Raw genomic sequence first — 12,881 nt, forward strand, 5'->3', positions numbered from 1 at the left:
AGCCTACCGCGATTACCGTCAGGTTTCCAGTCCCAACTCCTGAATCTTGCGGGTAATGGTGTTGCGACCAATCCCTAGACGGCTTGCCGCTTCGACCTTGCGACCGCGCGTGAAGTCGAGCGCCTCGTTGATCAGCGCCGTCTCGAAACGCCGCGTCAACTGGTCCATGACGTCCGGCGACGCTGAGCGCAACAGCCGCGCCACTTCGCGCCGAAGGATGGGTTCCCAGCTTTCCGCGCCCATTGCATCGCTCGAAACTTGCGGTGCTCCCGCGCCGTTTTGCGGAGCGCCTACCCCACCGTTCACGCCCGAGATGCCCGACATCCCGTTCGCGCCGTTCGCTCCGGCGTAGCCCGCCGTACCACCGGCCGGTGCACTGACCGCACCGCCTGCGGGTGAGCCCGAGGTCGCATAGGCCGCCACCGGCGCGCCAGTCCCGCTGACCGACACGGGCGCCAGTGTTTGAAATTCCGGCGGCAGGTCCTTGATCTCGACGGTCTGCGCAGGCGCCATCACCGTGAGCCAGTTGCTCAGGTTCTCCAACTGACGCACGTTGCCCGGGAACGGAAAACGCGTCAGATGATTGAGCGCGGCCTCGCTGATGCGCTTAGTCTCCACGCCCAGATCACGCGCACTCTTTTGCAAGAAGTGGCGCACCAGCAGCGGAATGTCTTCGTTGCGCTCACGCAGCGACGGCAAACGCAGACGAATCACGTTCAGACGGTGATACAAGTCTTCGCGGAACAGGCCCTGACGCACCCGATCTTCCAAATTCTGGTGCGTCGCGGCGATCACGCGCACGTTCGCCTTGATCGGGCTGTGGCCGCCCACGCGGTAGTAGTTGCCGTCGGAGAGCACACGCAACAGGCGCGTTTGCAAATCGAGCGGCATGTCGCCGATTTCGTCGAGAAACAGCGTGCCGTTCTCCGCCTGCTCGAAGCGGCCGCGCCGGGTCGCCTGCGCACCGGTGAACGCACCGCGTTCGTGACCGAACAGCTCGGACTCCAGAAGATCTTTCGGAATCGCGGCCGTATTGAGTGCGATGAACGGGCCCGACGCGCGCGGCGAATGCCGGTGCAGCGCACGTGCAACCAGTTCCTTGCCCGAGCCCGACTCGCCGGTAATGAGCACCGTTGCGCTCGAATGCGACAAGCGGCCGATGGCGCGGAACACGTCCTGCATGGCGCTGGCCTGACCGAGAATTTCGGGCTCTTCGGTAATGCGCTCGTCGTCGGTCGCTTCGCGCAAGCTTTCTTCGACGGCCCGCAGAATCAGTTCGACCGCACGATCCACGTCGAACGGCTTGGCGAGATATTCGAACGCCCCGCCCTGAAACGCGGCGACTGCGCTATCGAGATCCGAGAACGCCGTCATGATGATGACCGGCAGGCCGGGGTGGCGTTGTTTCGCCATTTGCAAAAGCTCGAGCCCGGAACCGCCCGCCATGCGGATGTCCGAGACCAGCACTTGCGGCGAGTCGAGTTCGAGGGCAGCGCTGGCTTCGCGCGGGCCCGTAAAGCTGCGCACCGGCAAGTTGGCGCGCGAGAGCGCCTTCTCCAGCACCCATCGAATCGATTGGTCGTCGTCTACTATCCAGATCGGCTTCATTGTTCACCGTGTAACGTCTATGCCCGGCCGCAGGTGCTACGGCCGACGGCGTGAGGGCCGCATCAGCCCAGGGGCAGCAGGATTCGGAAATCCGTCCGTCCGGGCCGGCTTTCGCATTCGATCAGACCGTCGTGACGCTGTACAAACGACTGCGCCAGTGTGAGTCCCAGACCGCTCCCCCCTTCGCGCCCAGAGACGAGCGGATAGAAGATGCGGTCGCGAATGTCGGCGGGAATGCCAGGCCCGTTATCGATCACATGCAATTCCAATGCCAGCTTGTGCAATCTTTTGGCAATCGTGATCTTTCTTGCTACGCGCGTGCGTAAAACGATGCGTGCGTCGCCGCGTGCGATCTGCTCGCGCAACGCTTCGGCGCCATTGCGCACAATGTTCAACAGCGCCTGAATGAGCTGCTCTTTGTCACCGCGAAAATCCGGCAGGCTGACGTCGTAATCTCGCTCGATCGACAGCCCCTGCGGGAATTCGGCCAACACCACCGAGCGCACACGCTCGCACACTTCGTGGATATTCACGTCGGTGGCGATATACGGATGGCGATGGGGCTCGAGCAGCCGGTCGACCAGCGTTTGCAACCGGTCGGACTCCTTGATGATGACCTGCGTGTACTCGCGCAATTCGCGCTGTTCCAGTTCGAACTCCAGCAACTGCGCCGCACCGCGAATGCCGCCGAGCGGATTCTTGATTTCGTGGGCCAGATTGCGGATCAACTGCTTGTTCATCAACGCCTGGTCGATGATGCGTTCTTCGCGTTCGTTCTTGAGCTTCTGCTCGTTCTCGATCAACTCGACGATCACGAAATCGGGAGCGGCTTCCGGCGCTGCCACGATGGCGTGCGTATGCAAAGGCTCCTGTGCGGTGCGCTCAAGCACCAAATCGAGGCGTGTCGTCTGAAAGTGATTGGCGATCAGTTCGACCATCGTCGACGCGAGCACGTCGCCGTTGGTGAACACATCGTTCCAGGTCATCTGCGACAACGATCGGCGCGAGAGCGCGAGCAACGCTTCGGCGGCCGGGTTCGCGAACACCACCCGCAACGTGTGCTTCTCAAGCACGAGCAACACCGTCGGCAGCGCTTCGAGGCCCGGCAGAATGCCCGTCGCCATCAGCTTCGCTTCCCACGGATCGACGCTCGTCACCTGCGCGAGCAACGCATCGGCGCTCGCGTCAGTGGGTACAGATGTCGATGGAGTCTCGCCCTTCGGCCGGGCACCGGCGCGCACAGTTTTCATCAAGGATCGAGGCGATAAGTTCATGGTGAATCACCGGGTGACTGGCTGCGCCGGTCACGGCACGCAGGGATAAAAAAGGGGGACGGCCGCGGCCATCCCCCCCTGGCTTGCAAGCATGACGGTCGGCCGCTGGCGTTCCGTCATGCCGGCGCATTCCCTGCGCAGCGCTTCGATTACAGCGAGTAGTACATTTCGAACTCGAGCGGATGCGTGGTCATCGCGATGCGACGCGCTTCATCCGACTTCAGTGCGATGTACGAATCCAGCATGCCGTCCGTGAACACGCCACCACGGGTCAGGAACTCGCGGTCTTCGTTCAGGTACTCCAGCGCCTGTTCGAGGCTCGAGCACACGGTCGGGATCTTTGCATCCTCTTCCGGCGGCAGGTCGTACAGGTTCTTGTCGGCAGCTTCGCCCGGGTGGATCTTGTTCTGCACGCCATCCAGACCGGCCATCAGCATGGCCGAGAAGGCCAGGTACGGGTTAGCCATCGGGTCCGGGAAGCGCGCTTCGATGCGGCGGCCCTTCGGGTTGGCAACGTACGGAATACGGATCGAGGCCGAACGGTTACGGGCCGAGTAGGCTAGCTTCACCGGAGCTTCGAAGTGCGGCACGAGGCGCTTGTACGAGTTCGTCGACGGGTTGACGATGGCGTTCAGGGCGCGGGCGTGCTTGATGATGCCGCCGATGTAGTACAGCGCGAATTCCGACAGACCGCCGTAGCCGTTACCGGCGAACAGGTTCTGACCATCCTTCCAGATCGACTGGTGGATGTGCATGCCCGAGCCGTTGTCGCCGACGATCGGCTTCGGCATGAACGTGGCCGTCTTGCCGTAGCTGTGGGCCACGTTTTGCACGACGTACTTCAGAATCTGCGTCCAGTCGGCGCGTTGCACCAGCGTCGAGAACTTGGTGCCGATTTCGTTCTGGCCTTGGCCAGCAACTTCGTGGTGGTGCACTTCAACCGGCACGCCGAGTTGTTCGAGCAGCAGGCACATTTCCGAGCGCATGTCTTGGAACGTGTCGACCGGTGCGACCGGGAAGTAGCCGCCCTTCGTGCCCGGACGGTGGCCGGTGTTGCCGCCTTCGAAGTCCTTCGACGACGACCACGGTGCTTCTTCCGAGTTGACGCGCACGAACGTGCCCGACATGTCGGTGCCCCACTGGACCGAGTCGAAAATGAAGAATTCCGGCTCCGGACCGAAGAAGGCGGTGTCGCCCAGGCCCGTGCTCTTCAGGTAGGCTTCGGCGCGCTTGGCGATCGAGCGCGGGTCGCGGTCGTAGCCCTTGCCGTCGGCCGGCTCGACCACGTCGCAGGTCAGCACCAGAGTGCTTTCTTCATAGAACGGGTCGATGTAAGCCGTGTTGGCGTCCGGCACCAGCAGCATGTCCGAGGCTTCGATACCCTTCCAGCCAGCGATCGACGAACCGTCGAAAGCGTGACCGCTCTCGAACTTATCGGCGTCGAAGTGCGACACCGGCACCGAGACGTGTTGTTCTTTGCCGCGCGTGTCGGTAAAGCGGAAGTCGACGAACTTGACATCTTCTTCCTTCACCAGGTTCAACACATCTGCCACTGATTTGCTCATGCTATCTCCCGAAAGATTCAATCTGGCGCTGCCGGCGCTAGTCACCAGCGTCGCCGCACCCTCTTAACGAACTCCGTGTTCGGATTCACCAGTGATTAGCACGAAGCGTGCCAGCCACCTTCCTTTCTATCGCCGCATGTCCGCCCAAGGCTTATCTCCCTCTGATTTCTAAGGAAATAATTCGCTGACCGCCCTCGCGAGCAGAATTCCCGTTCCCGGGCGGCGATTCTCCGCTTTGGTGCCGGTTTGGTGCATTGCGCACCAAAACAACACCAAATTGGTGCGTTGCCGGATTATGCACCTTTTAGGTGCCAATTGCCGGTTTGCGGCGATCCAGAATTGTGCATCGGAATGCACCGCCTGTGCGCCTGAATGCTGTCCGTGGTCGGCATGGCGACGCATCATACGAATGCGATCGAACACGCCTCCCGCGCAAAGTGCACGCTAGAATGAGAGTCAACCTTCGACCAACGAGATCACAGCAATATGACAAGCGCGAACGCCATTCTCGAACAAGCCGCCCAACGCCGTGCCACCGGCCAACTCGCCTACTCGGGTGCCGTGACCCCGGAAGAAGCGCTGGCGCTGCTGCAAGCCGATCCGAATGTCCGCCTAATCGATGTGCGCACGCGCGCCGAGCTCGACTGGGTGGGCCGCCCGCAAGTGCCGGACGGTCAATACGTCAATGTGGAGTGGGTGCGCTATCCGGGCGGCGTACCGAACGAACAATTCCTCGAACAACTCGCTTCGCAGGCCGCCAGCAAGGACACGCCGTTGCTATTCCTGTGCCGCAGCGCCGCGCGCTCGAAAGCCGCCGCTAAAGTCGCCTTTGAAGCCGGTTATACGAGTTCGTTCGATATTCTCGAAGGCTTCGAAGGCGACAAGGACAGCGCAGGCCATCGCAAACATGTGAGCGGCTGGTGCTTCCGCGGCTTGCCTTGGCTGGGCGCATAAGTACCCACGATGGCGCAATATTCGGAGCGTTCCCGCCCCGGATGCACCTCGTGATGTTGGCAATGAATACGTAGTTCGAGCAAAGCACGGAAATAGCACAACGACCCATCGTCTCAAGGAGACGCCAGCATGGACTGGACGCATTTGCTGACCTTCGCACTCGCCTTGTTTGTGGGTGCCGGAACCCCAGGCCCGGGTATCGCCGCGATTGTGGCGCGGGTACTCGGACGCGGTATGCAAGGGGCTGTCGCTTTTTCGGCCGGTGTGGCGATTGGCGATGTCGTGTGGCTCACGCTGGCCGTCTTGGGCGTCGCCGCGTTGGCGCATACGTTCTCTGGCGTATTCCTCGCGATCAAATATGCGGGGGCGGCGTACTTGCTCTATCTCGCATGGAAGATGTGGCACGCCCCGGCAGTGCCGCCCGCTGAGCCGATGGAGAATGCGCCGCGCGAGAAGTCGTGGCGGCTCTTTCTCGGCGGCTTGTCGGTCACGCTGGGCAATCCGAAAGTGGTCGTGTTCTATTTCGCGCTGCTGCCCAACTTGCTCGACCTGCAACGCATCACCGCGCTCGGGTACTTCGAAGTCGTGGGCGTCACGCTCGCCGTGCTGTCCATCGTGTTCGGCAGCTATATCTTGCTCGCCGCACGGGCACGCCGTCTGCTCAGTTCGGCGCGCGCCGTTCGCCGCCTGAATCGGGCCACCGGCACAGTCATGGCCGGTGCCGCCGTGGCCATCGCCACGCGATAAGTTCGACACCGTCTGCACCCGGCGTGCCGCGCAATGCGGCACGCCTGCCCCGCCCCCCCTGCATCCCCTGCATCCCCTGCATCCCCTGCATCTCCCGCCTCGCCTGCCGTCCGGCAGGATGCACGCTTTCTCTCATGCCACAAAAACGCGTCGCGCATTGTTGCGTGAGACGTAAGGGTGCATTTGCGCCACTGACGTTTCTCGAAGGCGACAAGACGCCTAGACTCGTCTTCATTGGTAGCGATCGGCCCTCGTCGCGTTGCGGCTTCCCTCAGTTTTACTGCGGCAACGCGGCTCGACGCACGCAAGCCGGATGGCATCTCCGGCTTGCGCTGCGTCACCTCTTCTACGTCATCCGATATCACCGCGATATCTCTGCCGTATGGTCCGTCGACAGGCGCGCGCCTCCGCGTGACCGGTCATCGTCAAGCAATTCCGGCCAGTCCACTTCCCCTCTGGCCGGGGCAGGCGCCGACGATGTCCTTGGGCGCATCTCCTGTCGCCATGCGTTCCCCGCTATCGCATGGGACTTTTGCCCGTTCCCCGCCCAGGGAGCGGGCTTTTTTCGTTGGGGCACGTGGCCTGCGTGCTACCATGCAGCCGTTTCAATTTGCATAGACAGGATCATCCGGTGAGTCAGATCGAATTCGATATCGAGTGGACCGAGCGCGCAGCGAAAAAGGCCGAGCGGATCATCAAGAAGGACACGCCTATCGCGTTGCCGCCGATCGAATGCATGCCCGCCGAAGGCGACGTGTTGTTCCTCGGCCAGGGCGACAAGAAACAGCCGTTCGTGGTGGTGGAGCGTCAATATCATCACGAAGGCGAAGATGCATGGACGATCGTCCTGATTCTGGATCTGCCGGAATAAGGGTCGGCGTGGCGCTAAACGGCGCTTAGCAACGCAGGACCGAATGCATCGCGCGCGGCGCGGCCACTGGGGAAATCCCGGTTGCCGCGCCGCTTTGCTTGGGGCGGACCATTTTCTATACTCGAATCGCGTCTTATGTGCGTGATATCGGCAGGGAGATGGACCATGATCATGCCCCACCTTTCCAATGCGCAACTCGTCACCATGTTCGCCATTGCGGTGTTCGGCGCCATTGTCGTCGGCGCGATGCCATGCAAGGGCGCGGTTCGAATGTGCTGGCGCTCGCTGCTGGTCGTGGTGGGTGCGGTACTCGCCGTGTTGGCGTTTGAGCTCGTACCCCTGCTCGCCTGAGACCTTTTTTGCGGATTTTCATCATTAAGGGTTGACCCCATGCGGAAGAGCCGATAATATCTCGGTCTCGTTGGGGCGTTAGCTCAGTTGGTAGAGCAGCGGACTCTTAATCCGTAGGTCGAGTGTTCGAGTCACTCACGCCCCACCAAACGAATTTTTGAAGAAGGCTGCTTTGCCGTGCAGCCTTTTTTATTCCCGGTTGCATCGGGGCGTTAGCTCAGTTGGTAGAGCAGCGGACTCTTAATCCGTAGGTCGAGTGTTCGAGTCACTCACGCCCCACCACCGCAATACCGAGAAAGGCTGCCACTTGCAGCCTTTTTTGTTCCCGGTAACACCGGGGCGTTAGCTCAGTTGGTAGAGCAGCGGACTCTTAATCCGTAGGTCGAGTGTTCGAGTCACTCACGCCCCACCAGATACCCTTCAAGGGCCGCACGATGTGCGGCCCTTGTCGTTTCTGCCGGTCCCACGCTCCCCGCCCTCTCCTCCCTGTCGTCCAATTCCTACAGTCGATTCAGTTCTGACCGATAGTGCACGCACGATGCGCCAACTAAGCTGGACTCATACCGCCGCGCGGCATGTGAAGCGCTTGGCATTCGGCTGACGTTCGTGGCTGAAATTTGTGGCTGAAACGCGCGGCTGACACTCGCTACTGGAGACTCATCATGAAGACGGCGAAGACGATACTTGCTCTAGCCACCGCACTTGTTATGGGTGCGTCGATCGTAGGTTGCACACTCGGCGGCGCGGCAGCCGGCGGCGTGATCGGCCACGAAGCCACCGGCGGCAGTACCGCCGGCACCATCGGCGGCGCCGTCGTCGGCGGTGTGATCGGGCATGAACTGGGCAAGTAACCGGTCGCCATGGCTCGTCGTCGAGTTTTGGCGTGGTTGAAGCCGTGGGCCCCGTGAATAGTTCAAGCAAAGTCCGCACGGACTCCATACGGATGGACCAACTGATGCGCACGGCAAGCGCTCTCCTCGCAGCGCCTTAGCTGATAAGGCGCCGCGCCGCGACGTTGCGCATAGAAAGCTTTTCTTCGCGCGCGGTGTAGTGCCCGCAGTGAATCGTTCGTGAATAGTTCATGAATAGTTCGGACAGGCACTCACCGTGCACAGCGATCAGCACGCAAACGGCTCGCCCGGTCCTCTCGTATTCCAGCGCCCTCCCGCGCCAACAATGAACAGCGGCCCGTTATCGGCCGTGCCGTACATCACCAGCGCGTCGCCCGCCAGTGTCGCCGTTACCGCACGTGCCTCGGCCACGCTATCGAAGCGCTTGGCCTGCGATGTGCACGTCGCGTAGTGCCGACCTCCACCAGGTAAACGGCCATCCTGCTTTCCGATGAACGCTGCCTGCCGGGCGATCCAGACAAAATGCCCCTCGCATTTCGCGACCGCCGGCGGGCGCTTGACCGTCGAATCCTCCGTCTGCGACGGCTGCCCCGCCCTGTGCAAACGCAATTGCCGACGGACCGCCGCATCCGACCAACGCCCCATCCCGATATCCCTTGCTCTGCTCTTTGCCATGATTTCCACCCCCGGTGTTTGCCTGCGGCACTGCGCTCGCGGGCACTCCGATAATGGTGAACAATAATGCGGTGAATGGGGTTGGGGAGTGTCCGATATACGATGCCGCGCCCGAGGGCCACGCTTCACACGCACTGAAACTCACGCGTCGTTAACCAAAGTCGGCAGCCACTACCACCGCCGATAGCGTTATTCCCCGCGATTTACAACGCAGCCTCCGCGCAACAACACCGCAACAACACGGCATTAACACCGCAATACCCACTTCGAATCGACGCGCTGTTGTCTACACTGAGACATGGCAACCGTCACGTTCGCCCCCGCCATTCAGCGTCACGTCCCCGTCGACGAGCAGCACGTCGACGGCGCGAGCGTGCAAACCGCGCTTGCAACGTGCATGACCCGCGCCCCCGAATTACGCGGCTATCTCTTCAACGACCAGGGCCGCTTGCGCGCGCACGTCGCTGTCTTTGTCGACGGCCATCTCATCAAAGACCGCCAGCACCTCAGCGACGCACTCGGCGCACAAAGCCGCGTGTACGTCGCGCAAGCCCTCTCCGGCGGATGAACGAGTCACCATGCAAACCGACCACGCATCACGATCGGGCGAACCAACGGGCAAACGAACCAGCGAACGCACCGGCGGGTGAGCCAGCCAGCCAACGCAAGCGAACAGACCGATGCGCCGATGAACAAACTGCGCACAGTCGAGGAGGAACATCGTGGACAACGACACCCGCCCCGTACTCCGGGTCGCCACCCGCAAGGGACTATTCACTTGGCATCGCGAAACGTCAGGCTGGCAACTGGCATCGCTGACCCCCGAGTTTCCCGGCGAGCCCGTCACCATGGTGTTGCACGACGCACGCGACGGCACCGACTACGCGGCCCTCAACCTCGGGCACTTCGGCGTCAAACTCTGGCGCAAAGCCGCCGACGAGAGCGGGTGGTCCGAACTGGCACCGCCAGCCTTCCCCCAAGTGAACGGAAACGACGCCGAATCCGGCGCCAACGCCCCGGCAACTGCAACGGCCAACGCCAGTGCCAGTGCCAGTGCCAACGCAACCGTCGTCCCCACCACCCAAGCCCCCAGCGTCGAACTGCTCTGGACGCTCGAAGCCGCAGGCCCCGACGCCCCCGGCGTGCTATGGGCTGGCACGATCCCGGGCGGCCTCTTCCGGTCTCCCGATCGCGGCGAGCATTGGCATTTGGTGCAAAGCCTCTGGGACCGCCCCGAGCGCGCCGAGTGGATGGGCGGCGGCTACGATCACCCCGGCTTGCACTCCATTTGCATCGATCCACACGACAGCCGCCACGTCATCGTCGCGATCTCGACGGGCGGTGTCTGGCGCACGCGCGACGACGGCGCCACGTGGTCGCTCGCGGCCACCGGCATGGAGGCCGATTACATGCCGCCGGAACGCCGACTCGATCCGAACGCACAAGACGTGCACCGCCTCGTGCAGTGCCGCGCTGCCCCCAACGCCCTATGGGCACAGCATCACAACGGCATCTTTCGCAGTCTCGACTTCGGCACGCACTGGCGCCGAATTCATGCCCTGCCCTCGAGTTTCGGCTTCGCTGCTGCCGTCGATCCGCACGACCCGGACACCGCATGGTTCGTCCCCGCGCAACGCGATGCCTGCCGCATCCCGGTCGATGCCCGCCTTGTCGTCACCCGCACGCGCGACGGTGGCGAGACATTCACCTCATTGGCCCACGGCTTGCCCGAGACGCCGTCCTACGACCTGATTTACCGGCACGGGCTCGATGTCGACGCCAGCGGGCGCACGCTCGCCATGGGCTCGACCACCGGCGCGCTGTGGATCAGCGAGGACGCCGGCGAGCGCTGGCATGTTTTAAGCACTCACCTACCTCCCATTTACGCCGTCCGATTTGGGTAAGGTTTTAGCCAAATTCATGTCGGCGTTTACCCCGTTCGTTTGTCAGACACCTTCAGAGAGTCGTATTTCGCGTCGTATACGAAGGTAGACGGACTGGCTTCCCTTGAATCCCCCCGTCACGCGTCGCCGGACATGTCACACGTGTCGTTCCCGGCGCGTGAGCCAATGCCGCGTCGTGCCTTATCCCTTGTATCGACGCGTGCTGCGGCAGCCCGGCGACCACTCCTCGCAACGTCGGAAACGTCACGTCACCCGTGCCGCTCCGGCTCCACATCCCTAAAACGGAGTCATTCCCTATGCGAATCGCCGACCTGAAAATCCGGACCCGACTGGCTATCGGCTTCGGCACCCTACTGGTGCTGTTGCTCGCCATGCTGGTCATTGCGCTGGTACGTTTCGTCGCTATTGAACGCGCCAACGAAATGCTGCTCACCAGCGCGTGGTCTAAGGCCGACGCCGCCCACACCATCGACGCCATGGTGCGCGGCAACGGACGCCGTATGCTCGAAGTCATCGCCACGACGGACCCCACACAACGCAAGACGTACAACGAACGCATCGACGTGAACCTCGCGCGCACGGCCGACGCCTTGCAGGTGCTCGACAAGTACGTGACGAGCGCAGACGGCAAAAAACTGCTCGTCAGCATTCGCCAGCACAACGAGGCATTTCAGAAGGCCCGCAGCGCGGTGATCGCGCAACTGAGCGCCGACCAGCACGACGCCGCCCTCGGCACCGTCGAGCGTGAGGCGTTGCCTGCGCTCGACGCGATGCAAACCGAAGCGGTCGACCTCGTGAAGCTCCAGCAGAAGATCGTCGACGAGACCGGTGCCGCGACAAGCGCCGACATCGTCTTTGCGAAGTGGTTGCTCGCGGCGATCGGTGCTGTGGCCGCCGTCGTGGGCATTGGCGCCGCGTGGTCGGTCACGCGCAGCGTCACGCGTCCGATCGCGCGCGCCGTGCAGATTGCCGAGCGCGTGGCACAAGGCGACCTCACGAGCCGCATCGACGTCACGAGCCGTGACGAGACCGGTCAACTGATGGCCGCCCTCAAACACATGAATGAAAGTCTTGATCAGATTGTGCGGCGCGTACGCAGCGGCACCGCAGCAATCGCCTCGGCATCGGGCGAATTGCTCGCGGGCAATACCGATCTGTCGGCGCGTACCGAAGAGCAAGCGGCCTCGCTCGAAGAAACCGCATCGTCGATGGAGCAACTGACCGCGACGGTGAAGCAAAACGCCGATAACGCACGCCAAGCGAGCCAATTGGCGGCAAACGCGTCGGAAATCGCTGGCGAAGGCGGCCGCGTGGTGGAACGCGCCGTATCGTCGATGCAGGAAATCGCGGCCAGCTCGTCGAAAATCAACGACATCATCGGCGTGATCGACGGCATCGCGTTCCAGACGAATATTCTCGCGCTCAACGCCGCCGTGGAAGCCGCGCGCGCAGGCGAACAAGGCCGGGGTTTCGCCGTGGTGGCTGGTGAAGTGCGCACCCTTGCCCAACGCAGCGCCGCCGCTGCCAAGGAAATCAAGGGGCTCATCGAAACGTCGGTCGGCAAGGTCGAAGACGGCTCGTCGCAAGTGCGCGATGCGGGCCGCTCGATGACCGACATCGTGCAGGCCGTGCAACGTGTGACCGACATCATGGGAGAAATTTCGGCGGCCTCGGCCGAGCAGTCGGGCGGCATCGAACAGGTGAACACCGCCGTGATGCAAATGGATCAGGTCACGCAGCAAAATGCCGCGCTTGTCGAACAAGCCACCGCTGCGGCCGGATCGCTGGAAGATCAGGCACGGCACCTGCGCGAAGCCGTCGCCGTCTTTCAATTGCCCGACGGCCACACGGTGAGCACGTTGCACGACGATGACGGACTCGCGTCTGCCGCCAACATGCCGCGGGGTGCCGTGCTCGCATTTTCACGCGAGCGCCATATCGCATGATGGATCGCCGGAATGAGCGTCTGACTGATCCACTGACCGTTCGCTTGACCGGTGCGTAACCGCTGATCTCCGGCGACGCACTGCCCCCGCCGAACGGGTGACGTCGGCGATGGGCAGGCCGACGCCGCCCCTGCG

Annotated in this window: 12 protein-coding genes and 3 tRNA genes; 11 read left to right on the forward strand and 4 right to left on the reverse strand. The window is 62.5% G+C overall.

The annotated features are described in order from the left end of the window. Window positions 1-18: 18 nt before the first annotated feature. The 3 genes from ntrC to glnA all read right to left on the reverse strand — a co-directional run bounded on the left by ntrC (window position 19) and on the right by glnA (window position 4,447). Window positions 19-1,608 (reverse strand): nitrogen regulation protein NR(I), encoded by a 1,590-nt coding sequence (gene ntrC, locus PPN31114_RS06215; RefSeq protein WP_150678564.1) that lies wholly within the window; start codon window positions 1,606-1,608, stop codon window positions 19-21. A gap of 62 nt (window positions 1,609-1,670) precedes the next feature. Continuing rightward, window positions 1,671-2,777 carry a nitrogen regulation protein NR(II) gene (gene glnL / locus PPN31114_RS06220; protein WP_150679185.1) on the reverse strand — a complete coding sequence of 369 codons (1,107 nt, stop codon included), beginning with the start codon at window positions 2,775-2,777 and terminating at the stop codon, window positions 1,671-1,673. Window positions 2,778-3,031: 254 nt separating this feature from the next. Next, a complete protein-coding gene (gene glnA / locus PPN31114_RS06225; RefSeq protein ID WP_150678565.1) occupies window positions 3,032-4,447 on the reverse strand; it encodes a type I glutamate--ammonia ligase in 1,416 nt (471 codons plus the stop codon). Window positions 4,448-4,933: 486 nt separating this feature from the next. Between glnA and PPN31114_RS06230 the strand changes: the two genes are divergently transcribed. From PPN31114_RS06230 to PPN31114_RS06265, 8 genes are all read left to right on the forward strand, one after another. Further along, the gene (locus PPN31114_RS06230; protein WP_150678566.1) at window positions 4,934-5,401 is read left to right on the forward strand and encodes a rhodanese-like domain-containing protein; all 468 of its coding nucleotides are present in this window, start codon (window positions 4,934-4,936) and stop codon (window positions 5,399-5,401) included. A gap of 129 nt (window positions 5,402-5,530) precedes the next feature. Next, complete coding sequence (locus tag PPN31114_RS06235; protein ID WP_150678567.1) at window positions 5,531-6,148, forward strand: LysE family translocator; 618 nt, start codon at window positions 5,531-5,533, stop codon at window positions 6,146-6,148. Between the two features lie 631 nt (window positions 6,149-6,779). Continuing rightward, complete coding sequence (locus PPN31114_RS06240) at window positions 6,780-7,019, forward strand: DNA-binding protein (RefSeq protein WP_150678568.1); 240 nt, start codon at window positions 6,780-6,782, stop codon at window positions 7,017-7,019. A gap of 165 nt (window positions 7,020-7,184) precedes the next feature. Beyond that, window positions 7,185-7,370, forward strand: coding sequence for a hypothetical protein (locus PPN31114_RS06245; RefSeq protein ID WP_150678569.1), 186 nt, complete (start codon window positions 7,185-7,187; stop codon window positions 7,368-7,370). A 72-nt stretch (window positions 7,371-7,442) separates the two neighbouring features. Continuing rightward, a tRNA-Lys gene (locus PPN31114_RS06250) sits at window positions 7,443-7,518 on the forward strand. Window positions 7,519-7,576: 58 nt separating this feature from the next. After that, window positions 7,577-7,652 (forward strand) — tRNA-Lys (locus PPN31114_RS06255). A 54-nt stretch (window positions 7,653-7,706) separates the two neighbouring features. Beyond that, a tRNA-Lys gene (locus PPN31114_RS06260) sits at window positions 7,707-7,782 on the forward strand. A gap of 250 nt (window positions 7,783-8,032) precedes the next feature. Further along, window positions 8,033-8,221 carry a glycine zipper 2TM domain-containing protein gene (locus PPN31114_RS06265; RefSeq protein ID WP_150678570.1) on the forward strand — a complete coding sequence of 63 codons (189 nt, stop codon included), beginning with the start codon at window positions 8,033-8,035 and terminating at the stop codon, window positions 8,219-8,221. 267 nt (window positions 8,222-8,488) lie between these two features. Here the strand turns inward: PPN31114_RS06265 and PPN31114_RS06270 are convergent, their stop codons facing one another. Then, window positions 8,489-8,896 carry a hypothetical protein gene (locus tag PPN31114_RS06270; RefSeq protein ID WP_150678571.1) on the reverse strand — a complete coding sequence of 136 codons (408 nt, stop codon included), beginning with the start codon at window positions 8,894-8,896 and terminating at the stop codon, window positions 8,489-8,491. Between the two features lie 298 nt (window positions 8,897-9,194). Between PPN31114_RS06270 and PPN31114_RS06275 the strand changes: the two genes are divergently transcribed. The 3 genes from PPN31114_RS06275 to PPN31114_RS06285 all read left to right on the forward strand — a co-directional run bounded on the left by PPN31114_RS06275 (window position 9,195) and on the right by PPN31114_RS06285 (window position 12,746). Next, window positions 9,195-9,464, forward strand: a complete 270-nt coding sequence (locus tag PPN31114_RS06275; protein WP_150678572.1) for a MoaD/ThiS family protein — start codon at window positions 9,195-9,197, stop codon at window positions 9,462-9,464. A 154-nt stretch (window positions 9,465-9,618) separates the two neighbouring features. After that, window positions 9,619-10,800, forward strand: coding sequence for a WD40/YVTN/BNR-like repeat-containing protein (locus PPN31114_RS06280; protein ID WP_150678573.1), 1,182 nt, complete (start codon window positions 9,619-9,621; stop codon window positions 10,798-10,800). Window positions 10,801-11,096: 296 nt separating this feature from the next. Then, complete coding sequence (locus tag PPN31114_RS06285) at window positions 11,097-12,746, forward strand: methyl-accepting chemotaxis protein (RefSeq protein WP_150678574.1); 1,650 nt, start codon at window positions 11,097-11,099, stop codon at window positions 12,744-12,746. Window positions 12,747-12,881 lie beyond the last annotated feature (135 nt).

Source organism: Pandoraea pneumonica, from assembly GCF_902459645.1.
Lineage (GTDB): Bacteria > Pseudomonadota > Gammaproteobacteria > Burkholderiales > Burkholderiaceae > Pandoraea > Pandoraea pneumonica.